The sequence below is a fragment of the Psychroserpens mesophilus genome, assembly GCF_000826645.1.
GTDB lineage: Bacteria > Bacteroidota > Bacteroidia > Flavobacteriales > Flavobacteriaceae > Psychroserpens > Psychroserpens mesophilus.
In genome coordinates, this window is sequence record NZ_JXJP01000002.1 from 132,973 (window position 1) to 158,626 (window position 25,654).

Genomic DNA, 25,654 nt, shown 5'->3' on the forward strand with positions numbered 1-25,654 from the left:
TAAGCTTGTGTATTTTGAAGAGTTTGAAAATGGAGAAGATGCTTCTAAAAGAAAACGATAATTCAAAAAGTGGAAACGTGAATGGAAAGTGAAATTAATAGTAGATATGAATCCAAGTTGGTTTGATTTAAGTACAAATTAGAAATTAGATAATAGAGAGTTTAGAATTAATAAGTAAAAAATACCTGCTTTTACAGGCATTAGTTATGAACAAAATCCAACACTACGTCCAAGGAAACTGGACGACAGGAAAAGAAGAAGGAACACCAATACTGGATGCTATAACTGGTGAAGCATTTACAAGTGTAGCTATTGAAGGATTAGATATTCCTGAAATCCTTAACTACGGAAGAACTAAAGGTGGCGAACAACTTCGTAAAATGACTTTCCAAGAGCGTGGAAATATGCTCAAAAAATTAGCATTGTATTTGACTAAAAGAAAAGATGCATTTTACGATTTAAGTTACAGAACTGGTGCAACGAAAGTGGATAGCTGGATCGACATCGAAGGTGGTTTCGGAAACTTATTTGCCAATGCATCATTAAGAAAATTATTCCCAAATCAGCCGTTTCATGTCGAAGGTGATCCTGTTGATTTATCTCGTGGTGGACGCTTTATGGCGCATCATATCATGGTGCCTAAAAAAGGCGTTGCAGTTCATATCAATGCTTTTAACTTTCCAGTTTGGGGCATGTTAGAAAAATGTGCAGTAAACTGGATGGCTGGAGTTCCTGCAGTGGTGTTACCTGCGCCTTCATCGTCATATTTAGCAGAAGCTGTTGCTCGTACCATTATAGATTCAGGTATTTTACCAGAAGGTGCTTTGCAAATTATAAACGGAACGGTTAAAACAATCCTTGATACTGTAGAATCTCAAGACGTGGTAACGTTTACAGGTTCAGCTGCAACAGGACGTTTGTTAAAAGCGCATCCAAGACTCATTCAGGAATCTGTGCCTTTTACTATGGAAGCGGATTCGCTTAACGCATCAATCTTAGGTCAAGATGCTGTTCCAGGAACTCCAGAATTTGATTTGTTTATTAAAGAAGTTCGAAAAGAAATGACCGTTAAAGCTGGGCAAAAATGTACAGCAATCCGACGTATCATAGTTCCTGAAAATTTAGTGGAAGATGTTCAGATTTCTTTAGGTAAAGCCTTAGATAAAGTCACCATAGGCGATCCTAGATTAAAGGAAGTGAGAATGGGATCACTTGTGAGTCATCAGCAAGTTCAGGCGGTTAGAGATTCTGTAAACGACTTAGCCAAAGAAGCTCAAATCGTTTATGGCGATTTAGACAACATTAAAACCATTGGAGCTGATGTTAATAAAGGTGCATTTATCAGTCCGATTTTATTAAGAGCAGATCACCCGTTCCAGAATACAGTCATTCATGAACGTGAAGCTTTCGGACCAGTAAGTACAATAATGCCTTATAAAAACTTAGAGGAAGCCATTACATTAGCGCAAATGGGCAAAGGATCTTTGGTCTCTTCAATTGCGACAAATGATGATAAAATTGCTAAAGAGTATGTAATCAATGCTGCTTCTCATCATGGTAGAATCCTAGTGCTTAATAGAGAAAGTGCTAAAGAAAGTACTGGTCATGGTTCGCCATTACCTTATTTAGTTCATGGTGGTCCAGGTCGTGCTGGTGGTGGTGAAGAAATGGGTGGCATGCGTGGTATTAAGCATTATTTACAACGCACAGCTATTCAGGGTTCTCCAACCACAATTTCAGAAATTACGGGTATTTACCAGCAAAATGCAAAGTATAAAGAAGCAGAACATCATCCATTCAAATACCATTGGGAAGACATTCAACCAGGTATGTCGCTCAAAACTCATAAACGTACGTTAACAGATACTGATATCATTAACTTCGCAAATCTCACTTGGGATCATTTTTATGCGCATACAGATATCACCTCTTTAGATGGTAGTATTTTCGAAAAGAGAACAGCTCATGGCTATTTCATCATTTCAGCAGCAGCAGGTTTATTTGTATATCCAAACAAAGGTCCAGTCGCTGCTAACTATGGTTTAGATAGTATTCGATTTCTTAGACCTTTATATCACAACGATACGATTTATGTTAGATTAACCTGTAAGCAAAAAGTTGATCGCGATGTCGCTTCAGCTGAACATCCAAGTGGCATTGTAAAATGGCATGTTGAAGTGTTTGATGCTAATTTTGAGGATAGACCTGAAAGTCAAAAAAGTGATAAAGACAGTCCTTTAGTAGCAGTCGCAACTATTTTAACAATGGTTCAAAAGAAACAAGAAACTTTTGTTGAAATGACATATGATAAAATCGAAGAATGTCTATCTAAACTTTCGCAAGATGCGAAGCCAAAATGGGGAATTATGACGCCTCAGCACATGATCGAGCATTTAGAATATACTTATAAAATTGCCTCAGGTGAAATTCAGGATTTTGAAATTGCGACGCCAGAAAAGATATTGGATAAGGTTAAGAACAGTTTATATAACTATGATAAATTTCCGAAGAACAGTCAATTCCCACAACTGGAAAAAGACACTTTAGATGATTTAAAACATCCTAATTTGGTAACTGCGATTGAACAATTTAAAGCGCAAAGAGAAAAGTATGTAGAATATTTTAAAGAAAATCCTGATTCTAAATTAAAGAATCTGGTTTTCGGTGAGTTAAACAGATATGAATCCTATTTATTAGAAAGAAAACACCTTAACCACCATTTTGAACAATTCGGATTATTAGATAAATAAAAACAAGAATCAAGAGCCAAGACTGTCTTGATTCTTGATTCTATAAATCTTGATTCTTAAATCATGACACAACCATACGTAACTTTAAACATACAAAACGAAGTAGGATACATCGAATTTTTTCATCCTGCCCACAACTCATTACCAGGAGATGTCCTGGCGAAATTAGCACAAACCATTACTGATGCAGGACAAAACGATGCTATTAAAGTTATCGTTCTTAAAAGTGGAGGCGACAGAACCTTTTGTGCTGGAGCAAGCTTTAAAGAATTGATCAATATCAATGATGCAGCAACAGGAAAAGTATTCTTTTCCGGATTTGCTAATGTCATTAATGCCATGCGCAAATGTCCGAAATTTATCATCGGACGCATACAAGGAAAAACTGTAGGAGGAGGTGTTGGACTAGCAGCCTCAACCGATTATTGTATGGGAACAAAATTCGCTGCGATTAAACTGAGCGAATTAAATATTGGTATCGGACCATTTGTTGTCGGACCAGCAATTGAGCGAAAAATGGGATTGAGTGCCATGTCACAAATCGCTATTGATGCCAATTCGTTTTATCCAGCAGAATGGGCAAAACAAAAAGGACTGTTTACTCATGTCTTTGAAAGTACTGAAGAACTCGATGAAGCTGTTAAAACTACAGCAGAACACTTATGCACGTACAATACTGAAGCGATAATGGAAATGAAAAAAGTATTCTGGAAAGGCACAGACGATTGGGATGAGTTACTGGCAGAACGAGCAGTAACGAGCGGTAGATTAGTACTTTCAGATTTTACAAAAGAGAAATTAAAAACATATAAATAACTAATTCCTGCGAAGGCAGGAATCTCATAATGAATAAGTAATGACGTTTTGGTATGTCTACATAATGGCATATAAGCCAAATGGAGTAATTTATATTGGTGTGACTGATAATCTTGATGAAAGAGTAAGAGAGCATAAGTATAAGATTTATCCGAAATCATTTACGGCTAGATATAACTGTGAAAATCTTGTTTATTTTGAAGAATTTGATAACGGAGAAGACGCTTCAACTAGAGAAAGGCGATTCAAAAAATGGAAAAGAGAATGGAAAGTCAATTTAATTGAAGAAATGAATCCTAGTTGGACAGATTTAAGCATTAATTGGAACTTAGATAATAATAGAGAGTTTAGAGTTAATAAATAATAAGATTCCTGCCTGCGCAGGAAGTAATAATAATGATATATCAATTCAAAGGCTATACACCTGTTGTTCACGAAAGCAGTTTCGTGCATCCTCTGGCAGCTGTAACAGGTAACGTCATCATTGGCAAAAACTGTTACATTGGTCCAGGTGCAGCTATACGTGGAGATTGGGGACAAATCATTTTAGAAGATGGCGTCAACGTTCAGGAAAATTGTACAGTGCATATGTTTCCCGGAAAATCCATTACGCTTAAAGAAAGTGTACATGTTGGTCATGGTGCCATTATTCATGGTGCTAATTTGGGTAGAAATTGTTTGATTGGGATGAACACTGTCATTATGGACGATGCCGAAATAGGAGACGAGTGTATTATAGGAGCTATGGCATTTGTAAAGGCAGAAACCATCATTCCAAAACGGAGTTTAGTGGTTGGTAATCCTGCAAAAGTTATAAAAGAAGTAAGTGACGAGATGATTGCCTGGAAAACGAAAGGCACGCAATTGTATCAGCAATTACCACAAGAATGTCATGATACCTTGAAAGAAGTTGAGCCATTGCGTAAAGTGCCTAAAGATAACATGTTGCAGCAAGATGTTTATCAAACATTACGTGATTTTATGAAAAAGTAGTTGGGCGTTACCACAAGGGTCGCGCTTTCACTACTCGCTCTTTTCAAGGAGCTCAAACAATTAGCCTGCGTTGAGCGCAGTCGAAACGTTCAATCGCTAACGCGAAAGAAAAAAAACAACATATAATTGTCATTCCGAGCACAGCCGAGGAATCTAACAATAGAAACAAAAATGTCAAAAGTAGAATTTAAAATGCCCAGATTGGGTGAGAGTATTACAGAAGCAGCCATCATAACGTGGTTCAAAAATGTTGGTGATACCATTGAAGAGGATGAAATGCTTCTAGAAGTCGCTACCGATAAGGTAGATTCTGAGGTGCCTTCAAATGTTTCAGGAGTTATTGAGGAGATTTTATTTGATGCCAATGCGGTTATCAAAATAGGCGAGACCATTGCTGTCATTAAAACCAATGGTAATGTTTCTTCTTCAAAATCTACAAAAAAACAAGATGACACGTCGAGCACAGTTGAGATGTCTCAAAAGAAAAATGAAAAGCCTAAAAAGAAGCGCACTGTCACATCGAGCGCAGTCGAGATGTCTCAATCAAATGCATTTTCAGTTTCAAATAGTAATACATTCTTTTCTCCATTAGTTATTAAAATCGCTAAAGAACATCATATTAGTTTTGAAGAGTTGGCTCGTATACCTGCAACAGGTCATGAGGGTCGCTTACGTAAAAGTGATGTGTTTCAATATATAGAAGATGGTCGACCATTTAAATTTGCGCAACCTGTTGCTCAACAGGATCCTACAGCTTATCGTATTCCACAGTTAACTTTCGACAAGGGTCAAGGGAAAGTCATTGAAATGGACAGAATGCGCCAAATGATTGCTGATCATATGGTATATTCTAAGCATACATCACCTCATGTAACCGCTTATGTTGAAGCCGATTTAACCAATATGGTCAATTGGCGAAATGCTAACAAAGATGCTTTTCAGAAAACATATGGTGAACGTCTAACCTTTACACCTTTATTTGTTGAAGCTGTTGCTAAGGCAGTCAAAGACTTTCCTAATATCAATGCCTCTGTCGACGGCAAAAACATTATTGTAAAGGACAATATCAATATTGGTATGGCAACGGCTTTACCTAGTGGGAATTTAATTGTTCCAGTAGTAAAAAATGCTGATACGAAAGACTTACAAGCTTTAGCCGCAAATGTGAATGAACTTTCTAATAAAGCCAGAGAGAATAATTTAAAAGCAGACGATATTCAGGGCAGCACCTTTACGATTTCTAATGTAGGAACCTTTGGAAGTGTCATGGGAACACCAATTATCAATCAGCCAGAAGTTGCTATTCTTGCTCTTGGAATCATAAAAAAACGACCTGAAGTGATAACAACAGACAAAGGTGATGAAATCGCGATTAGAAGTATGATGTATCTATCTTTATCCTTTGACCATCGAGTCGTTGACGGGTTTTTAGGTGGAAGTTTCGTACGTCGCGTAGCTGATTACTTTGAGCAGTTTGATGTAAATAGAAAAATATAATTAATGTCATTCAGAGCGAAGCGAAGAATCTTTGAAAAGATTGTTACGTCGTTTCACTCCTCACAATGACAAAATGAATAAAATGAATAAAGACATACTTAAAAAAGGATTTTCAAATTTGTGTACTGCCAAAGCTATGGCAGAATTATATGAAGCGAATTTCAAACAAGTTTCAAAATATGTACATGCAACCTCAAGAGGTCATGAAGCCATTCAAACGGCTTTAGGAATGCAATTGTTACCACAGGATTATGCGTTTCCGTATTATAGAGATGATGCTATGTTATTATCATTCGGATTGGAGCCTTATGATTTAATGTTGCAATTATTAGCCAAAAAAGACGATCCATTTTCAGGAGGTCGAACCTATTATTCCCATCCAAGCTTAAAGGATGATGATAAACCTAAAATTCCACATCAGTCTTCTGCAACTGGTATGCAAGCCATTCCTGCAACAGGAGTAGCCATGGGAATGCAATATAAAGAATTGCAAGGTATTGCGGATAAAGCAGCTCAGTTGTCACCTCGAGCGGAGTCGAGAGGTCTTAAACCCATAACAGTGTGCTCATTAGGTGATGCTTCAGTCACCGAAGGTGAAATTGCCGAAGCTTTTCAAATGGCAGCTCTAAAGCAAATGCCAATTTTGTATCTAGTTCAGGATAATGGTTGGGATATTTCTGCTAATGCAGCGGAAACCAGAGCTCAGAATGCTTTTGAATATGCTCAGGGATTTCATGGCTTAGATGCAATTTCTATTGATGGCGCAAACTTTATCGAAAGCTATGAGGCATTAGAAAACGTCATTAAAACCATTCGTAAAGAAAGACGTCCATTTTTAGTGCATGCTAAAGTTCCGTTATTAAATCATCATACGTCTGGTGTACGAATGGAATGGTATCGTGATGATTTGGAAGAAGCCAGATCGAGAGACCCTTACCCGGTTTTAAAACAGCAGTTATTAGATCATGGTTTTTCTGAGACTGAAGTTGATAACATAGAAAATTCTGCGAAAACGAAAGTAGAACAGGATTTTAAAAAAGCGTTAAAAGCCGAAGACCCTAAGCCTGAAGATTTATTTACTAACGATTTTGTGCCAACGCCAATTACTGAAGAGAAGGGAATTCGTGCTCCTGAAGGTGCAGATAAAGTAGTCATGGTCGATTGTGCTTTATTCGCTGTTGAAGAACTGATGAAGAAGCATAAAGAGTGTTTGCTCTATGGACAAGATGTTGGAGGACGATTAGGAGGTGTGTTTAGAGAAGCAGCTACATTAGCTCAAAAATTTGGTGATGACAGAGTTTTTAATACACCAATTCAGGAAGCTTTTATTGTGGGCTCTACTGTAGGAATGAGTGCTGTTGGCTTAAAACCTATTGTTGAGGTTCAGTTTGCAGATTATATTTGGCCAGGACTGAATCAGTTATTTACTGAGGTAAGTCGCAGTTGCTATTTGTCTAATGGAAAATGGCCTGTAAGCATGATTCTTCGTGTACCAATCGGAGCTTATGGAAGCGGAGGCCCTTATCATTCGTCTTCCGTAGAAAGTGTAATAACGAATATACGAGGCATTAAAATAGCTTATCCGAGTAATGGAGCCGATTTAAAAGGCTTGTTGAAAGCGGCTTATTACGACCCGAATCCTGTTGTTATTTTAGAACATAAGGGTTTATACTGGTCGAAAGTACCAGGAACCTTAACAGCGACCTCTGTTGAACCATCTGAAGATTATGTGTTGCCATTTGGAAAAGCTTGGGTCTTACAGGAAATCTGGAAACAAGATGATGTTGAAACCCTTACTATTGTGACTTACGGCATGGGAGTGCATTGGGCATATAATGCTTCAGGTGAATTAAATATGCGCGACCAAATTGAGATTATTGATTTAAGAACCTTATATCCATTAGATGAGGATACAATTATGACTTCAGTTAAGAAAACAGGAAAGTGTTTAGTGGTTACAGAGGAGCCTTCTAATAATAGTTTTGCAAGAGCTTTATCAGGGAAAATTCAAGAAGAATGTTTTAAATATTTAGATGCACCTGTTATGACTATTGGTAGTGAGAATATGCCAGCGATTCCTTTGAATTCAACTTTAGAAGAGACCATGATCCCTTCAACTGAAAAAGTAAAAACAAAAATAGAAACCTTATTAAACTATTAGCTTTTTAAAAATTTTAATGCTAACTACTTCAAATTTCGTATATTGAACCATTAATTTATCTAACTTTATTATGAAAAAAAACATACTATTAATTGCCGCAGCGACGTTTCTGTTTTTAGGAAACCAATCAATGACTGCTCAGACTAAAATAAAAAAAGAAACTCAGTCAGCAGTGATTCAAAAAAGCAACATTAATGCAAAAGAGAAGACGATGAATTTGATTCGTCCTTTAGGATTAAATGATAAACAACAAGAACAAGTGTATAGTCTTTTTGAGAAAACTGAAGAGAAAATGGGTAGAGCTGGCACTGAGGCTGATGCCAAGCAACTGGAAGCTAAGCAAGCTAAAATTGACCAATATATTATGTCTAAAATGAAAGAGATATTAAATGAGGAGCAGTATAATAAATATCTTGAATTAGTTAAAGATTTCTAGTGTATTACATTTAAATAAAAAAGCGACCCAAATAAGGTCGCTTTTTTTATATGTTATATTCTGATAATGGTTTCGTGAATTTTTCGGGATCAGCTGCTAAATGGTATCTAGGATCATCAATGTCTTCAACTATAACTTCTTTAAATTTCGGACTTCCCTTATATAATAATATTTTACAGTCTTCACTTAGATGTCTTAATTTTATCGATTTGCCTTCTGCTTCATATTTGTTCACCAAATTGAAAATAGCCTCTAATGCAGAGTGATCACTTACTCTTGATTCAATAAAATCTATTTCTACGTGTTGAGGGTCGTTTTTTACATCGAATTTCGAATTGAAATTTTGAATAGAACCAAAAAATAATGGTCCCCAAATTTCATAGGTTTTGGTGCCATCAGGTTGGATGCGTTTACGCGCTCTAATCATTGTTGCATTTTTCCAAGCAAAAACTAAAGCTGAAATTATAACTCCTGCAATCACTGCAACAGCAAGATCTTTCCAAACTGTAATTGCTGAAACAGCAATTAAAACAATAGCATCTGATAATGGTATTTTTCTAATAATTCTAAAACTACTCCAGGCAAATGTTCCTATAACAACCATAAACATAACGCCTACCAAGGCTGCAATTGGAATCTGTTCAATCAATGGCGCGCCAAAAAGTACAAAGCATAATAAGGCTACTGCTGCAACAGCACCAGACAATCGTCCACGACCTCCTGAATCAACATTTATAATAGATTGACCAATCATAGCACAGCCTCCCATTCCTCCAAACAAGCCATTCAGCATATTTGCACCACCTTGAGCAATACACTCTCTGTTGCCATTTCCTCTAGTTTCAGTCATTTCATCAATGAGATTCAGTGTCATTAATGATTCAATTAAACCTACAGCTGCCAATATAAATGCTGTAGAAAAAATTAAATCCCAATGTCCAGCTAAAGTATTGAATAATCCAAATATTTGATCCTGAAACGTTGGTAATCCACCTTCTAATCCCTGTCCTCCTCCTTCTTGAATAAATGATCCAACGGTACTCATTTCTATACCTCCAAAAATAGTAATACATGCAACTACAACAATAGCAATTAGTGCGGCTGGAATCTTTTTGGTAAGCTTAGGTAAGCCATACATGATTGCCATAGTTAATCCAATAAAGCCCATCATTTTCCAGAAGGTTGCATTAGAAAACAAAGCAGAAAACCACTCTGATGTATTTGACCAAATTGATAAGTCTTTGGGAACTGCATTAGGAAACAAACCCAATTGGGATAAAAAGATAACTATGGCTAAACCATTTACAAATCCCATCATTACAGGATGTGGTATGAGTCTGACGAATTTTCCTAACTTAAAAACACCAGCTAATATTTGAATAGCACCAACAAACAATAAAGTAATAAATAGCCATTGAAGTCCGAGATTTTCTATAGGTATTTCGAGGTTGACACCAACTTCATTTCCTTTTTGAATTAGGTGCACCATCACAACTGCCATCGCTCCAGTAGCACCAGAAATCATTCCTGGTCTTCCACCGAATAGGGCTGTCACAATTCCCATCATAAAGGCTCCATATAAACCAACTAACGGATCAACTCCTGCAACAAATGCAAATGCTACAGCTTCAGGTACAAGTGCTAATGCAACTGTTAAACCTGATAAAATATCATTTTTCGGATTTTGAGTAAAGTTCTTTCTGGTGGTTTGACCTAATATCATAATATAAACTCTTAAAAGTCGGCAAATATAGGCTTTTATAAATGAAGCTTAAAACTCAAATAGAGAAACAAAAAAAGCATCAATGGGATATTGATGCTTTTTCATATATGATTTAAACCGTTTACCGGTTTATTTCTGGAGGATATTTTTCCATTATTTTCTGAACAAATTCTTTAATTTGCTCTTCTTTTTTCTCCATTTTTTTAGAAATATAGCCGGTTCCCATTCCTTGCCAAATCAATTCTTTTTTTTCCATATCAATAAGGTCAATAAATAAGGTGCCTTCCGTTTGGGTTGAAACTACAGGTTGATTATTCCAGCCCCAGCCCCAACCTGGACCGTAACCACCCCAACCTGGACCAAAACCTCCCCAGCCCCAAGCATTATTGTAAATATCAACCCGTTGTTGTGATTTGGTAAAAATGCTTACCAGCATGTCTGGATTTTCAGATTTAGTATATCCTTTTGCTAACAATTCTGCTTCAATAGCTCTTAAGATTCTACGTTTATCTAGGTCACTTATTTCAGCTTTATCTATTCCTGTTTTAAAGAAGGCAAAGGTTTTATAAGAATTAAAATCGGCAGTTTTATCATAATCTGCAGCAACTTTTACAGATGAACATGATGCCATTAAGATGCCAAATAGAACAATTAATGATTTTGTTAAAAAGTTTTTCATAGCAATGTTTTTATAATTTATAACGAGTTCAGTAAGTCTTCATCAACTAAGTTTGGAAGCGTTACCTTTAAATTAGGTTCAGATTCCATCGCACGTTTAATAGCAAATACAGCACCTTCATTTCTAGCCCAGTTTCGTCTCGCAATTCCGTTATTGACATCCCAGAATAGCATCGATTTTAAACGTCTTTCAGCATCATTACTACCATCAAGAACCATACCAAAACCACCATTAATAACTTCGCCCCAACCAACACCACCGCCATTGTGGATACTAACCCAAGTAGCACCTCTAAAGCTATCTCCAATTACATTTTGAATGGCCATATCTGCTGTAAAGCGAGACCCATCATAAATATTACTGGTTTCACGATAAGGAGAGTCTGTTCCTGAAACATCATGATGATCTCGTCCAAGGATTACAGTACCAATGAGTCCGTTTTTTATTGCATTATTGAATGCTTCAGCGATTTTCATTCGTCCTTCGGCATCTGCATATAAAATTCTTGCTTGGGAACCTACAACCAGTTTGTTTTCTTGGGCACCTTTAATCCATTGAATATTATCAGCCATTTGTTGTTGAATTTCTTCAGGAGAATTTTTCTTTATCTCTTCTAAAACATTGCAAGCAATCTCATCGGTCTTTGCTAAATCTTCAGGTTTTCCTGAAGCACAAACCCATCTAAAAGGTCCAAATCCGTAATCAAAACACATAGGTCCCATAATATCTTGAACATAACTTGGATATTTAAAATCAATACCATTTTCAGCCATGATATCAGCACCAGCTCTTGAAGCTTCCAATAAAAAGGCATTTCCGTAGTCAAAGAAATAGGTGCCTTTAGCAGTGTGTTTATTGATTGCAGCTGCATGACGACGTAAGGTTTCCTGAACTTTTTGTTTGAATAATTCAGGTTTATTTGCCATCATGTCATTAGCGTCTTCAAATGAAATACCGACAGGATAATAGCCACCTGCCCAAGGATTATGTAGCGACGTTTGATCACTTCCTAAGTCGACATGAATATTGGCTTCATCAAATTTTTCCCATACATCAACGATGTTTCCTAAATAGGCTATTGAAATGGTTTCTTTTTCAGCTTTAGCTTTAAGAACTCGGGCAACCAATTCCTCTAAATCTGTAATTTTTTCATCTATCCAACCTTGATCTAATCTCACCTGAGTGATTTTTGGATTCACTTCGGCACAAACCGTAATACAACCAGCAATATTGCCCGCTTTTGGTTGTGCTCCAGACATGCCTCCTAATCCAGATGTTACAAATAGGTTTCCTTTAGGTTCTTTTTTTATTTTTCTAAATCCGTTTAATACCGTTATTGTCGTGCCATGAACGATACCTTGCGGACCAATATACATATAGCTTCCAGCAGTCATTTGTCCGTATTGCGTAACACCTAAAGCATTAAATTTTTCCCAGTGATCAGGTTTAGAATAGTTAGGTATCATCATTCCGTTAGTGACTACAACTCTTGGCGCATCTTTGTGACTAGGAAACAATCCCATGGGGTGACCAGAGTACATGACAAGCGTTTGTTCGTCATTCATTTCAGAAAGATATTTCATGGTCAATCTGTATTGTGCCCAGTTTGAAAATACACCTCCATTTCCACCATACGTAATTAATTCATGAGGATGTTGCGCAACAGCATAATCGAGATTATTCTGAATCATTAACATGATTGCTGCGGCTTGCTTAGATTTTGCAGGATACTCATCAATAGGTCTTGCATACATTTTATAATCTGGACGAAGACGATACATGTAAATTCTTCCGTAGGTATCTAATTCGTTTTTGAACTCTTTTATTAATTCAGCGTGATGTGATTTATCAAAGTAGCGCAATGCATTTTGCAGGGCTAACTTTTTTTCTTCTGAAGTCAGAATTTCTTTTCGCTTAGGCGCATGATTAATTGAGAAATCATAAGGTTTAGATTGCGGTAAAGTTTTAGGAATTCCTTCTGTAATTTGTTCTTGAAAAGATATACGTGTTGTTTGCATTACTTTTTTTTTAACATGTTTTTGTCGAAACCATAAGGGCAATGTCTGCATCCACTTTCGCAGCAATAGCCTCGCTTTAATAGATATTGCTCAGTGAAGCAACGATAGCCTTCAGGTGTTAAATAATAATCACCTTCTTCTAGAGGTATGATTTTCTTCATATCTTACAAAGATAGTGCAAATTGGATTGATTTTTGAATGCATGGAATTATGATTTTAATCTCTAAATATTTGGTGCCAAAAGGCTATGTTGGAATAACGATTTTTCCCTTCGTTTTTCTGAAACATAAGTATTTGAAAACCGATATTAATTTGGTTAATCATGAAAGAATTCATTTGAGACAACAATTAGAACTGCTAATTGTTTTGTTTTATCTCTGGTACTTTATGGAGTTTCTAATTCGACTAATTGTTTATAAAAACTGGAATATGGCTTATAAAACTATTTCATTTGAAAGAGAAGCTTATGCAAAAGAAAAAGACCTTAATTACTTAAAATCAAGGCCTTTTTGGAATTTTATAAACTTTATAAGATTTTAATTTTTCAAGACTATTTTTTGAGCCTTAGATACACCACTTGTTAGAGTAGCTTTTACAATATAAGTTCCAGCTGATAAGTTATGATTATTTAAAACGAATTCAGATTTGCGAATAGCGTTTTTCTCATATAAAATTCTGCCTAGCAGGTCATATACTATAACCGAATCTATTGGACTTCTATCTGAATTGATTTTAATATAATCGCCTTTAGGAACAATGATGCTTAAAGCACTTAATTCCAATTCGCTCATACTTAACGCTTCATTAGTATATCTTAATATAAATCTGGTATCATAATCTATTGCTTCAGTTTCAGTAAACGTATAAGGAGCAGCTCTTAAATCATGAATTATACCAGTATTTAAATCTTCTAAATAGATGTTTTGATTCTCATCTAAAAACAGTCCGTCTACATTGTTTATTGCAATTGTATATTGTCCTGGTTGAGGAATTACTGTTCCTAATGGAACTTGATCATTCGGATCAAAAGGTAAGGCACGTCCCTGAATAATCATACGTTGATTTCCAATCTTAGAATACATGCTCAAACTATTAACTTCTCTTGCATAGGCGTCATATAATCGGTCTTTTTCTTGAGTAGCTCCTTCAATATAGCCTACTAAGATACTAGATGTTGATCCGTTTTGGTCTATTAAATTTAGCCATATACGGTGTCGCTCAATAGCATTTGAGTCAGAATCTTCGTTTGAATTTCTATAAAAAGCAGTGTTACTATGCGATCTATCACGCATACTGTTATTGAATGTGACACTACCACTTTCGTTGTCATTTAAGGCTAGTACAAAGAAGCCTTGACCTGAAGCAATCTTTCCTGCAAAGGTTTCATCATCATATGTATTTGTTCCAGAGAAATTATAGGTTGTATAATCAGCAACATCATAAGTGAGTGAATAATCTTCATAGAACGAGTCACCATTATTGCCAATTTGTGTGCCATGAGTCCATATATGCACGGCACCTTCTATAATAGAATTACTCGGATGTGTCAAAAATGTTTGCGCATCTAAAGCAGAAGGATAAGGATTTCCTAAGAGATTCCAGTTATCATCAAAAGGCGTTACAGTTAAATCATCTACGCCATAAGGATTATAGGTATAATTACTGTTTCCAAAACTATTATTTCCACTAAGTATTTGTTGGGTAATAACACCATTATTTGGCACTCCATTAAATACAGCTGTAGCGATTGAAGCACCTGCTGTGTGATTTGTTGGAGCTCTTACAATGTAACCTTTACCGAGAGCCATGTTGCCAGAACTATAAGGATCCCAATTTCCATAACAAATTGGCATGCCACCAGTAGGCAGAGTACCTGGAGCATTAGTTCCGGTAGGAACAGTTGGAGTCCATTGATAAATATAATTAGAAGGCGTGAAACCACCATAAACAGTAGATACATCAAACCCTTGTACAGGACTCGACCAGTAAACATAATCTGTAAGCCTGATATTAGTATTTCTATCGAGTGTAATATTTCCTGAATTTGCAGCACTAGGTGTTGGTACTGTCGTACTATCATACACCTGAATTAAGCTGGCATCATCTTGAACAAATAGTTCACCAGAACCTTGAATGTCTATATAATCTTGAATTGTTAAGGAAGACGCAAAACCATTACTATTTGTATCTGATGTTAAAGTCAGTGTAGCTCCGTTTTCAATGACCATGTATAAACCATCTCCATTAGCATCATCATAAATGATTGGGTCATTTGCTGTTGCCGGAATAATTACGCAATCGGCAGCAGTCGGTACCAAATTGTCAGACCAGTTAGTTGGTTCCATCCAATCACTTGATGTTGATCCATCCCAGACTTTTCCGTTATGGGTAATCACAATTTCATCCGTGAGTGTTACTGTTGAACCACTGCATGTGGTATACGTGGATATTGCAGTATATGTTCCAGCAGCAGATACAGTATATGTATTGGTTGTTGCATCTGGTGTTCCTGAAGTGTCCGTTCCGTTATACCATTCCACACCTGTAAGTCTAGAATTACCACTAGGTACAAATCGCCAAGCTTCGTTGGTGGTTTCCCAGTTGGTGTCTAAACCATTTCTACAAGGGGCAACAGAATATTGATTGTTTGGTAATAAAGGCGTAATGTCACCTTGTATACCCACAATAGCATTACCTCCATTCCATGGGTTAACGTCACCATTTTCAATTCTTTTTTCTTCAATATAGACTTCAATAATATTCGTTGTTTCATATAAAACGATTAAACCAGAATATAATCTAGAAGCATCACTATACATTGGGATGTCGCGCCAACTGGCAACAAATAACCTACATCCTGGAGTACCTTGAGTTCTAGTGGTTATTGCATTAGCCGGAAGACCTCTAGGATCTATATCATGATATACACCATAGATTGTCTGTTCAAATAAAGAATTTGCCGTACTTGGTAAATCATCACTGAAATCATAATCACAAGAAGTACCAGGTGTATTTGTACCAGTCATAAAATAAGGTGCACCTGGAGCATTAATATCAAATGTAATCATACTGTTTGCTCCTGCTAATGTATAGTCATATTCATTGTCATAAAAACAAAAAGGAAATCCTATAGCGGTAGGATCATCTGCCCAATAATCATCGTTAGTAATAGATGAATTATCTATTGTTGCTCCTGAACTTCTTATAGTTTCATAAGGTATTTTAATTACATCATAAGATGTTGTTTCATTCATTTGTGCGTTGGTTGCTAATTCTATAGTATTCGCATTACAACCTATGGTATAATCAGGATTCGAATTGTATGGTGTTATCGCAAAAGGATCAATACCAACTTCTGCAATTACCATTTCACAAACGTTAGGTGTATAATCAAGATCAACACAACCAGTATTAAAGCTTATAGTAAACCAAATGCCGTTATCAACAGCATTACAAACACTTCTAACAAAAACGTAATACATTGTGTTTGCAACTAGTCCTGTTAAGTTAATACTAGTTCCAGTAGTTGTTCCAGTTATATCTCCTGCAGGTGTTGAAGTTGTATTGTCTGTTGAGATGATATATTCATAACCATTACCTGGTGGCGTTGTAGGATCAGTCCAACTCACAGTGGCAGTTGTTGTAGTTGTTGCAAATGCAGTTAGATTTTCAGGATTAGAATTACAGTTTAAAGGTGTTACAATTAAAGTGTAATCATGCGTTTCACTATCGTCGTCAAAACCGCAAGACGATGGATCACTATTGAGCCAATCTGAGCGTACCCTCATTCTATAGGATCCTCCTGCAACTGCTGCTACTGTAAAACTTCCAACTGTCGGGTCACTATATCCTGGGGAGTCATAAACTTTTTCACCTCCATCCACAAAATCACCATCATTGTTCCAGTCTACCCAAATATTGGTTTCAAAAGTACCTCCAACAAAATTAATAGTAAAATCAATGTTAGAACTAGCAAATTGCTCAACACTCAAGGTCGTAAAATTGCCATATCCATTTGTTGAAAACCCTGTTCCAGTATGGTTGATATTAGTGATAGCACCAGTTGTTATGAAATCATCTATATAATAATTGGTGTCACTTGAAGACGGACTACAATAAGTGTCTGTTGTTTCATTACCTGTTAAAGGGCTCACCGTATTGTATAGTGGTCCACCAGTACAACCCACATCATTAAAAGCATAGATAAAGAAATAATATGTTGTATTTGCTGTGAGTCCAGTAGCAGAAAAATTAAGATTTGTATCATTATCTACAACAGTGGCACCCAATGCAGTATTACCTATAGCGTAAGTTGTACCATTTGTAGGCGCAGTTGGTGCTGTTCCAGTGGTATTCATCAAAACCAAGTAATTTGAAGATGCTGGTGCAGATGCCGTAAAACTACCATCAATGGTTGAATTGGTCACTGCGCCAAACGTTAAACCTGTAGGTTGTGCCAAAGGCGTAACACATGGGCCTGGTACTGTTACAGATATGGTATAGTCCTCAAAACACGCAAAGGAACCCGTGTAGCATGGATCTGTCATGGGTCCAAAATCCATTCCTCCAATACGCATTCTATGTAATCCAGTACCTAATCCTGAAGTTGAAGCTCCAACTGGGATAGTAATTGATGCGGCTAGAGTCGTTGGATTTGCTCCTAAAGAAGTTCCAGTGTAGGCGACTTCGCCAGCATCAGCAAAATCAAAATCATCGTTCCAGTCTACCCAAATGGTAGTGTCATAGGTGTATCCTGTTTGATAGGTTATATTTATTGGTAATGCTGAACCTTCTGTTCCCGTACCAATCATAGCGGAATAATCACCATAATTACCAGCTTCTGCGCCTGTTGTATTATTCACAGCACCAAATGACACATTGGTAATGCCTAAATTATCAACACTTGTAGGATTGGGAGTACAGTAACTTGTGTTTGTATCAGATATTAAAGAAATATTATCTATAGCTATAGGTGGATTACCTCCAAGTGAAGCGTCATTGCGCCATTCAAAAACTAATCTAAATGTTGTTCCAGCATAAGCTGTAGGTAGGGTTTCCGTACTATTTTGCCATGTATATTGCTCACTGTAATTTCCGCCAACCTGAATTCTACCAGTAGGAGCCGTTCCAGCCGCTCCAATTTCTGTGCCGTAAGTTGGTGTCCAAGTCGTTGGTACAAGCCAAATACGCATTCTGTCATACGTAGTTTCTCCATCACATATCCAATCAAAATTTAATGTGATATTTGATTCTCCAGCAGGAACCGTTATATCGCGATAAATGTGGGTCACTCTTCCGTTATTATTCGCATAAGTGTGAGGAGGAGGGTTTGCATTTCTAGCATTGGTAACATAAGCCGCACGTATGCCAGTAAATCCAGTAGTAGCTCCAGTATTACAAACCCATTGGTTTTGAGTTGCACCACCAGTTGTGGCAGTCCATCCATTGGCAGCAAAAGTTGTACCTAATTCAAAACCACCATTGGTCGCTGGATTTAAATGTGTTGTTTGAGAATGACCTTGAAAATCAATAGCAAAACAAATTAAAAACAGTAGGCATAATCCTGCATACTTTACTTTTTTGTAAAAAGTATCTAAAAGTAATTTTTTAATCATAGGTATCAGATTTAATGCATAACAAAATGAAGCTACGCAAATAGCTAGATTGATGTAGGTACCACTATGTTAGATAGAAATGTGACGTATATAGCCAACAATGTAATTAAAATCTAATAAATTTAACAAAAAATTAATGATTATTTCTGATTTTTTGTTAAAGTGTTTTTGTTTGGGGTTGAAAGACCTATCCTATCTGGTAATCATGTTATTATGATGGTTTCGCGATATCTAAGATTTTTTCATATTCAGATTTTAAATGAATAGAAAATACCGTAAAGTTATGAGTTGCTATAAATTATTTTTCGAGTAGTTAATAGCATTTAAACCACAAACAAAAAAAGGTCTTGATTTTTTAAAAAATCAAGACCTTTTTTTTTATTTGAATATACGGTTAACTTACCGTTTTAATATCACTTTTTGAGTTTTAAATAAGCCATTACTCAGTGTCACTTTAACGACATACGAGCCACTTGATAAGTTATGGTTGTTTATAACAAATTCTAAATCATCAATATTAGTTTGTTCAATTAATGATCTACCTAAAAGATCGTAAACTGTAACAGAATTAATGCTACTGTTATAAGAATTAATTTTAATATAGTCGCCTTTAGGAGCAATGATTTTTAAAGCATTTAATTCAGTTTCATTAATACTTAATGCGTCATCTGTATATCTCAGTACAAAACGATCTTCATAGCTTTCGTTATCTGCAACAGTAAATACATAAGGCGCAGCTTTTAAGTTATGAATTAAATTTGTGTGTGTGTCTTCCAAATAGATATTCTGATCATCATTTAAGAATAAACCATCCACATTTTTGATAGCTAAGGTATATTGTCCAGCCACAGGAATTACAGCTCCCAGAGGTATTTGGTCATATTGGTCAAATGGTAAACCTTTACCTTGTATAATCATGCGTTCGTCATTGATTTTAGAATATAAACTTAAATTATTTGACTCTCGTGCGAAGGCATCGTATAATCTATCTTTTTCTTCTGTTGCTCCTTCGATGTAACCGACCAAAATGTTAGATGATAATCCGTTTTCATTATCTATTAAATCTAACCAGATACGGTGACGTTCAATGGCATTGGTATCATTTGTGGAATCAGCATTTCTATAAAAATCAGTATTACTAATACCAGCACCTCTCATACTATTATTAAATGTCACACTACCTGATTCGTTATCGTTCAATGCTAATACAAAGAAGCTTTGTCCAGAGCCTATATTGCCACTAAAAACAGGATTAGGATTTGTTACACCTAATAAATTATAAGTTATATAATCTGAAGGGCTATACGATAATAAAAAGTCATCGTAAAACGAATCTCCGTTATTTCCAATTTGAGTACCGTGAGTCCAAATATGAACAGCACCTTCAATAATACTATTACTTGGATGCGTCAGGAAAGCGTCTGCATCAAGTGCTGAAGGATAAGGGTTTCCAATTAAATTCCAGTTATCATCTTTATCTGTAACGGTTATCATATCTGTACCATAAGGACTGTACATAAATGTGCCTCCCGTATAATCACCACTGTCTAGAGCCTGGGTAATCACGCCATTGTTAGGAACACCATTAAATGTTGCTGTTGCTGTTGAAACTGTAGCCGTGTGATTGGTTGGTCCTTGGATGATATATCCTTTTCCTGGAGACATGTTACCAGACGAAAGAGCGTTCCAATTTCCGGTAATAACTGCAACAGGACCTGGAGGTGGTGAAAAATAACCAGTCGCTGTTGTAGGAAGCCACTCATAAATACGATTCGTTGGTGTAAAAGCTCCATATACGTCAGATACATCAAATCCTTGAACAGGACTAGACCAATAAACATAATCTGTTTGTCTGATGCTTGTATTTCTATTTAATAAAATATCACCACTATTTGCTTGAGATGGCGAATCGCTAACTTGTATTAAACTTGCGCCATCAGGAATGATTAATGAGCCACCTGCTTGCACGATAACTGCGTCTTGTAAGGTTAAAGATGATGCCAAACTATTAGCATTTCCGTCTGATGATAAATTTACAGAAGCTCCTGTTTCAATAGTTATATTATAGCCATCTGCATTTAAATCATCATTAATTATCGGGTCATTAGGTGTGCCTGAAGGAATGAAAACACATTCCGAAGGACTAGGTACAAAATTTCTATTCCAATTGAGAGGATTAAACCAATCAGCTGATGCCGAACCATCCCAAACCATGCCAATCACATAATCAGCCTGAACTCTTACACCAGGAGTAGTTGGACATTCAACCCAAAATGAGTAAATACCTGGAGTGTTTGTATCAGGTAATCCTGAACCAGCGACACCAACAGGATTAAAACCGTCGCCAGAACCTATAGAAGTTCCTCCAACTGCTGTGGTAAACCAATCGGGTTGGGGCGTTGTAGTAGCAAAGCTGATGTTCCATGTGTAAGGTCCTGAGATCGTTACTGGTCCGAAACCAAACACTGTGGTTATTAAAGTATAGTTGACGCCAGCAGTAAGGTTCGCTGTTATTTGTGGCTCATTACTAACCGGATTAGAATCGTCATCACCAGCAATAAAACCTGGTCCACATATTCCAGGAGTAAATCCAGCCTCGACAATATAACCCATCCCATCATAAGCAGCACTAGTAGCCATTTCAAATACATAATCACCCGTTACGGTAACAGTAAAATTTGTGGCTGTATAATTTGCAGTATCAGGCGGGTCAAATTGACAAGGATCAGTACTTACTTGAAAAATGCCAAGTTGATTTGCAATAGGGTCAGTTGCTGCGTTTAAATTTCCATTAATAGTATTTCCTAAACTGGTAGTTCCTGCTACTGCTCCACACGTAATCCCAATGTCTGAGGTAAGTTCACGAGGAAACTCACCAGGACAATCCATAATCACGCCATGGGTGCCAACAGGTACTGGCGTAGTAATACATATATCAAATGTACCATTATTATCATTTCCAAATTCCCATACTCTAATGTAAACAATTTCACCAGGTGCTCTGCCAGTGATTGTAATAGAAGACATAAAACCATTTGCACTACTATCATCATCACATGCTAAAAGTGTTAAGCCACCACAAGTACCTGAATATACTGCAAGCCCACTGTCAGTTATAACTCCAGTGTCCATGTCAATTGTAAAATCTCCCGTAGAATTAACTTCATAAGAAAACCAAACATCACCTCCTAAATAGCTAGAACAACCAGGAGCAGGAAGTTCTCCAGAATCTGTTGCTGCTTCGTTAGTGAATGTTTGATATAAACAGTTTACATTGGAATATAATTCAATAGCATCAGCACACAAATCGTTTGAGGGTGGTACGGCAGGAGCAGAAATTGTTAATGTGAATTGTGGAGTACCTCCAAAGGTTGCGCCATCAACAACGATATAATAGGTGCCAATAGGTAGGTTAATGGTGACAGTGCCATTTCTGTTACCAGCAGTATAAAAGCCACCTAAACAGTCGCCTGGAACAACAGGGCAAGCAGGAAATACAGATAGCGTCTTAAATGTGCTTCCTGTGACCGTATATGAGAACGTGTGGTCACCAGCAGTGGTCACATTAATGGAGTAAACACCATCGATAGCACCTGCAGCGAAACCAGGAAAAGCAGCCGCACCTACACAAGTGGGTATGGCTGTATAAGAGTTAGAAAGTCCTGCTGTGCTTTGTAACCCTGTATTGAGTGTGCCTCCAGGAATTAAAGTAAGCGGTGTAGCTGATGCACAATCTTCTCCAGGCGCTTGACCCAAAGTGAGTTGTGTAGTACATATCAATAAAAAAAAGAAAAGTAGCTTTTTAATCATAATCTTTTAAATTTAAGGCATAACAACATTGACTATAATACAGGCAATTTTGTAGGATTTATAAGATTCGATCAGTACTCTTAGGGAATAATGACCAAATTTAGTCAAAAATAAATAAATTTAACAGAAATTTGTTGATTTATTAACTTATTTGATGAAGTGCTTATTTTTATGGATAAAAACCTTATTTCTATTGACAACCATGTTTTTATAAAGCCTGAATACCTTAACCATCCTTACGTTTCTGGTAATAAATTGAGGAAGCTCAAATACAATTTAATTGCGGCAAAAAAGAGAGAAAAAAAGGTGATATTGACTTTTGGAGGCGCTTTTTCAAATCATATTGCTGCAGTTGCTTATGCAGGAAAAGAACAAGGGTTTCAAACCATTGGAATTATTAGGGGAGACGAGTTGAAAAATGTAAAACCATTAAATGCCACGCTGTCATTTTCAAAAACGTGTGGTATGTCGTTTAAATTTGTTTCCAGAGCGCATTACAGAAATCGAATGTCTCAAGATTTTATTGCCCAATTGGAAGAAGAGTTTGGTGAATTTTTTCTAATTCCTGAGGGAGGAACCAACGCACTGGCTGTTAAAGGTTGTGAGGAAATTCTTGAAGATACAGATTTGAACTATGATTATGTCTGTTGTTCAGTTGGTACTGGAGGTACTATTTCTGGTTTAATAAATTCTAGTAGTACCAATCAAAAAATTATTGGTTTTCCGGCATTAAAAGGTGATTTTTTAAGAGAAGAAATCACTAAATTTGTATCTAAATCCAATTGGGAGCTTATTGATGATTATCACTTTGGAGGATATGCCAAAATAAATGACGATTTAATTCAGTTTATAAATCGGTTTAAGGATAATCATAAAGTGCCCTTAGATCCTATTTACACAGGTAAAATGATGTATGGTATTTATGATTTAATTTCTAGAGGTTTTTTTAAAAAAGGCTCAAAAATATTAGCAATTCATACAGGAGGTTTGCAAGGTATTGCAGGTATGAATGTAAAATTGAAACAACAAAATAAGCCCTTAATCGTTTAATAATTTATGAAGAGAATTAGTATTATTTTTTTGATTTCACTATTACTGATAAATTGTGGTTCTAAGCGCAAAATTGTTACTAAAAAGAAAAACAATACACCTAAAACGGAACGCGTTATTATAAAAACGGAACCTGAAAAACCTGTATCTTCTGAAACATCTCCTAAAGCTACATCCTACGCAAATGCAACGGAAGCATATATTGCCAATTTTAGTGCTATTGCTAAAGAGGAAATGAGAAAGTATAAAATACCTGCCAGTATTACGTTGGCTCAGGGCATACTAGAATCAGGTTCTGGTAAGGGACGACTTGCGGTTGAAGCAAATAACCATTTTGGGATTAAGTGTCATGGCTGGACAGGTCAAAAAATTTATCACGATGATGATGCCTCGCAAGAATGTTTCAGAAAATACCAGCACGCCGAGTCTTCATTTGAAGATCACTCTACATTTTTAACGGGTAGAAGTCGCTATTCTAAATTGTTTCAGTTAAGAGAAGATGACTATAAAGGCTGGGCAAAAGGTCTAAGAGCAGCAGGTTATGCCACCGATAAAAAATATCCAGATAAATTAATTAGTTTAATAGAACGTTATCAATTATACAAATTTGATGATGAGGTTTTAGGTAGAATAGAGGTGATTCGTTCAGATGAAAAAAGTAGTTACATCAGCCATACTGTGGTTAAAGGTGATACCCTATATTCCTTATCGAAAACATATAATACAACGGTTGAAGAACTTAAATTACGTAACAATCTTTCTAATAACGAATTGTCTATTGGACAGATTTTAATCATAAAATAAATACTATGTTATATACGCGAAGTAGTGCGCTTTTCAGAGATGCGGAACAGGTTATTCCTGGAGGTGTTAATTCACCTGTGAGAGCGTTTAAGGCTGTAGGAGGAACACCAATTTTTGCGAAATCAGCTAAAGGTGCATACGTTTATGATGAAGATGGTAATCGGTACATCGATTATATTAATTCTTGGGGACCAATGCTTTTAGGTCATGCTTTTGAGCCTGTAGTTAATGCCGTTATAGAAAAAACCAAACAGGGAACATCTTTTGGAATGCCTACTGAAATAGAAACAAAGATTGCGGAGTTGGCAGTATCTATGGTTCCAAATATTGATAAAATAAGGTTCGTGAATTCTGGTACTGAAGCTTGTATGAGTGCTGTGCGTTTGGCTAGAGGGTTTACAAAAAAAGATAAAATCATAAAATTTGCTGGGTGTTATCATGGTCACAGTGATGCCTTTTTAATTCAGGCTGGAAGTGGCGCTGTTACCTTTGGAAGTCCGAATAGTCCAGGAGTAACCCAAGGTACAGCGAAAGATACTTTGCTGGCTAGGTATAATGATATTGATAATGTTAAGGCGTTAGTTGAGGCTAATGTCAATGAAATTGCTTGTGTGATTCTGGAGCCAGTAGCTGGTAATATGGGATGTATTCCGCCAAAATCTAATTTTTTACAAGAACTCAGAACCCTTTGTGATGCGCATAACATATTGTTGGTTTTTGATGAGGTGATGACAGGTTTTAGATTGGCAAAAGGGGGTTGTCAGGAATTGTTTGGTGTCGATGCTGATATCGTTTGCTTCGGAAAAGTAATAGGTGGTGGATTGCCAGTTGGTGCTTTTGCAGCTCGCAATGAAATAATGAATCATTTGGCGCCTTTGGGTAATGTATATCAAGCAGGAACCTTAAGCGGAAATCCTTTAGCTATGGCAGCTGGTTTTGCCATGTTGAATTCGATTAATAATGATGCTGAATTGATTCAGCGTTTAGAAGATAAAACAGCTTATTTACACAAAGGTTGTGCTGAAGTGTTGAAAGCTTCAGGAGTAACACATACCATAAATAGAGTTGGATCAATGATATCCATTCATTTTTCTGAAACTGAAGTTGTAGATTTTGAAAGTGCTGCTACAGGAAATAATGATACGTTTAAAGCGTTTTTTCACGGCATGCTTAATGAAGGGATTTATATTGCACCAAGTGCTTTTGAAACCTGGTTTATAACAGATGCGCTAACTTATGAGGATTTAGATGAAACTATTGCAGCAGTTAAAAAAGTTGCGAAAACACTATAAAAAAAAGCCT

Annotated in this window: 17 protein-coding genes; 11 read left to right on the forward strand and 6 right to left on the reverse strand. The window is 36.5% G+C overall.

Features of this window, described 5'->3' with window-relative positions:
• Positions 1-206 precede the first annotated feature (206 nt).
• The 7 genes from paaZ (at position 207) to TD18_RS02965 (ending at position 8,653) form a co-directional block, all read left to right on the forward strand.
• The gene (gene paaZ, locus TD18_RS02935; RefSeq protein ID WP_040248266.1) at positions 207-2,750 is read left to right on the forward strand and encodes a phenylacetic acid degradation bifunctional protein PaaZ; all 2,544 of its coding nucleotides are present in this window, start codon (positions 207-209) and stop codon (positions 2,748-2,750) included.
• A gap of 63 nt (positions 2,751-2,813) precedes the next feature.
• Positions 2,814-3,566 (forward strand): enoyl-CoA hydratase/isomerase family protein, encoded by a 753-nt coding sequence (locus tag TD18_RS02940; RefSeq protein WP_040248268.1) that lies wholly within the window; start codon positions 2,814-2,816, stop codon positions 3,564-3,566.
• Between the two features lie 40 nt (positions 3,567-3,606).
• A complete protein-coding gene (locus TD18_RS02945; protein WP_040248270.1) occupies positions 3,607-3,930 on the forward strand; it encodes a GIY-YIG nuclease family protein in 324 nt (107 codons plus the stop codon).
• Positions 3,931-3,962: 32 nt separating this feature from the next.
• The gene (locus TD18_RS02950) at positions 3,963-4,559 is read left to right on the forward strand and encodes an acyltransferase (RefSeq protein ID WP_040248272.1); all 597 of its coding nucleotides are present in this window, start codon (positions 3,963-3,965) and stop codon (positions 4,557-4,559) included.
• Between the two features lie 171 nt (positions 4,560-4,730).
• Positions 4,731-6,056, forward strand: coding sequence for a dihydrolipoamide acetyltransferase family protein (locus TD18_RS02955; RefSeq protein WP_040248275.1), 1,326 nt, complete (start codon positions 4,731-4,733; stop codon positions 6,054-6,056).
• Between the two features lie 82 nt (positions 6,057-6,138).
• A complete protein-coding gene (locus TD18_RS02960) occupies positions 6,139-8,217 on the forward strand; it encodes an alpha-ketoacid dehydrogenase subunit alpha/beta (protein ID WP_394330398.1) in 2,079 nt (692 codons plus the stop codon).
• A 70-nt stretch (positions 8,218-8,287) separates the two neighbouring features.
• Entirely contained in the window at positions 8,288-8,653 is a 366-nt protein-coding gene (locus TD18_RS02965) for a hypothetical protein (RefSeq protein WP_040248280.1), read from the forward strand.
• A 46-nt stretch (positions 8,654-8,699) separates the two neighbouring features.
• Here TD18_RS02965 and TD18_RS02970 read toward each other — a convergent pair whose 3' ends face one another.
• The 4 genes from TD18_RS02970 to TD18_RS17170 all read right to left on the reverse strand — a co-directional run bounded on the left by TD18_RS02970 (position 8,700) and on the right by TD18_RS17170 (position 13,234).
• On the reverse strand, positions 8,700-10,376 hold the full coding sequence (locus TD18_RS02970; protein WP_040248284.1) for a SulP family inorganic anion transporter: 1,677 nt from the start codon (positions 10,374-10,376) through the stop codon (positions 8,700-8,702).
• 121 nt (positions 10,377-10,497) lie between these two features.
• A complete protein-coding gene (locus TD18_RS02975) occupies positions 10,498-11,055 on the reverse strand; it encodes a DUF4136 domain-containing protein (protein WP_040248286.1) in 558 nt (185 codons plus the stop codon).
• 17 nt (positions 11,056-11,072) lie between these two features.
• A complete protein-coding gene (locus TD18_RS02980; protein WP_040248739.1) occupies positions 11,073-13,058 on the reverse strand; it encodes a urocanate hydratase in 1,986 nt (661 codons plus the stop codon).
• A gap of 14 nt (positions 13,059-13,072) precedes the next feature.
• Complete coding sequence (locus TD18_RS17170; RefSeq protein ID WP_160289449.1) at positions 13,073-13,234, reverse strand: DUF5522 domain-containing protein; 162 nt, start codon at positions 13,232-13,234, stop codon at positions 13,073-13,075.
• A gap of 49 nt (positions 13,235-13,283) precedes the next feature.
• On the opposite strand from TD18_RS17170, the gene TD18_RS02985 reads away from it, so the two are divergent.
• Positions 13,284-13,613 carry a hypothetical protein gene (locus tag TD18_RS02985; RefSeq protein ID WP_040248289.1) on the forward strand — a complete coding sequence of 110 codons (330 nt, stop codon included), beginning with the start codon at positions 13,284-13,286 and terminating at the stop codon, positions 13,611-13,613.
• Here TD18_RS02985 and TD18_RS02990 read toward each other — a convergent pair.
• Together TD18_RS02990 and TD18_RS02995 are read right to left on the reverse strand one after the other, a co-directional pair.
• Complete coding sequence (locus TD18_RS02990) at positions 13,610-18,688, reverse strand: GEVED domain-containing protein (protein WP_040248291.1); 5,079 nt, start codon at positions 18,686-18,688, stop codon at positions 13,610-13,612. The two genes, TD18_RS02985 and TD18_RS02990, sit on opposite strands and share 4 nt — an antisense overlap.
• A gap of 399 nt (positions 18,689-19,087) precedes the next feature.
• Complete coding sequence (locus tag TD18_RS02995) at positions 19,088-22,498, reverse strand: T9SS sorting signal type C domain-containing protein (protein WP_084205829.1); 3,411 nt, start codon at positions 22,496-22,498, stop codon at positions 19,088-19,090.
• Positions 22,499-22,669: 171 nt separating this feature from the next.
• On the opposite strand from TD18_RS02995, the gene TD18_RS03000 reads away from it, so the two are divergent.
• The 3 genes from TD18_RS03000 to hemL are packed head-to-tail and all read left to right on the forward strand — an operon-like array spanning position 22,670 to position 25,644.
• Complete coding sequence (locus tag TD18_RS03000) at positions 22,670-23,548, forward strand: 1-aminocyclopropane-1-carboxylate deaminase/D-cysteine desulfhydrase (RefSeq protein ID WP_152611303.1); 879 nt, start codon at positions 22,670-22,672, stop codon at positions 23,546-23,548.
• A gap of 6 nt (positions 23,549-23,554) precedes the next feature.
• A complete protein-coding gene (locus TD18_RS03005; protein ID WP_040248297.1) occupies positions 23,555-24,352 on the forward strand; it encodes a glucosaminidase domain-containing protein in 798 nt (265 codons plus the stop codon).
• A gap of 5 nt (positions 24,353-24,357) precedes the next feature.
• A complete protein-coding gene (gene hemL, locus TD18_RS03010; RefSeq protein ID WP_040248299.1) occupies positions 24,358-25,644 on the forward strand; it encodes a glutamate-1-semialdehyde 2,1-aminomutase in 1,287 nt (428 codons plus the stop codon).
• Positions 25,645-25,654 lie beyond the last annotated feature (10 nt).

Coding starts and splice junctions, on each gene's coding strand:
- paaZ (WP_040248266.1), top strand. CDS start 207: ATGAACAAAATCCAACACTACGTCCAAGGAAACTGGACGACAGGAAAA.
- TD18_RS02940 (WP_040248268.1), top strand. CDS start 2,814: ATGACACAACCATACGTAACTTTAAACATACAAAACGAAGTAGGATAC.
- TD18_RS02945 (WP_040248270.1), top strand. CDS start 3,607: ATGACGTTTTGGTATGTCTACATAATGGCATATAAGCCAAATGGAGTA.
- TD18_RS02950 (WP_040248272.1), top strand. CDS start 3,963: ATGATATATCAATTCAAAGGCTATACACCTGTTGTTCACGAAAGCAGT.
- TD18_RS02955 (WP_040248275.1), top strand. CDS start 4,731: ATGTCAAAAGTAGAATTTAAAATGCCCAGATTGGGTGAGAGTATTACA.
- TD18_RS02960 (WP_394330398.1), top strand. CDS start 6,139: ATGAATAAAGACATACTTAAAAAAGGATTTTCAAATTTGTGTACTGCC.
- TD18_RS02965 (WP_040248280.1), top strand. CDS start 8,288: ATGAAAAAAAACATACTATTAATTGCCGCAGCGACGTTTCTGTTTTTA.
- TD18_RS02970 (WP_040248284.1), bottom strand. CDS start 10,376: ATGATATTAGGTCAAACCACCAGAAAGAACTTTACTCAAAATCCGAAA.
- TD18_RS02975 (WP_040248286.1), bottom strand. CDS start 11,055: ATGAAAAACTTTTTAACAAAATCATTAATTGTTCTATTTGGCATCTTA.
- TD18_RS17170 (WP_160289449.1), bottom strand. CDS start 13,234: ATGAAGAAAATCATACCTCTAGAAGAAGGTGATTATTATTTAACACCT.
- TD18_RS02985 (WP_040248289.1), top strand. CDS start 13,284: ATGATTTTAATCTCTAAATATTTGGTGCCAAAAGGCTATGTTGGAATA.
- TD18_RS02990 (WP_040248291.1), bottom strand. CDS start 18,688: ATGATTAAAAAATTACTTTTAGATACTTTTTACAAAAAAGTAAAGTAT.
- TD18_RS02995 (WP_084205829.1), bottom strand. CDS start 22,498: ATGATTAAAAAGCTACTTTTCTTTTTTTTATTGATATGTACTACACAA.
- TD18_RS03000 (WP_152611303.1), top strand. CDS start 22,670: ATGGATAAAAACCTTATTTCTATTGACAACCATGTTTTTATAAAGCCT.
- TD18_RS03005 (WP_040248297.1), top strand. CDS start 23,555: ATGAAGAGAATTAGTATTATTTTTTTGATTTCACTATTACTGATAAAT.
- hemL (WP_040248299.1), top strand. CDS start 24,358: ATGTTATATACGCGAAGTAGTGCGCTTTTCAGAGATGCGGAACAGGTT.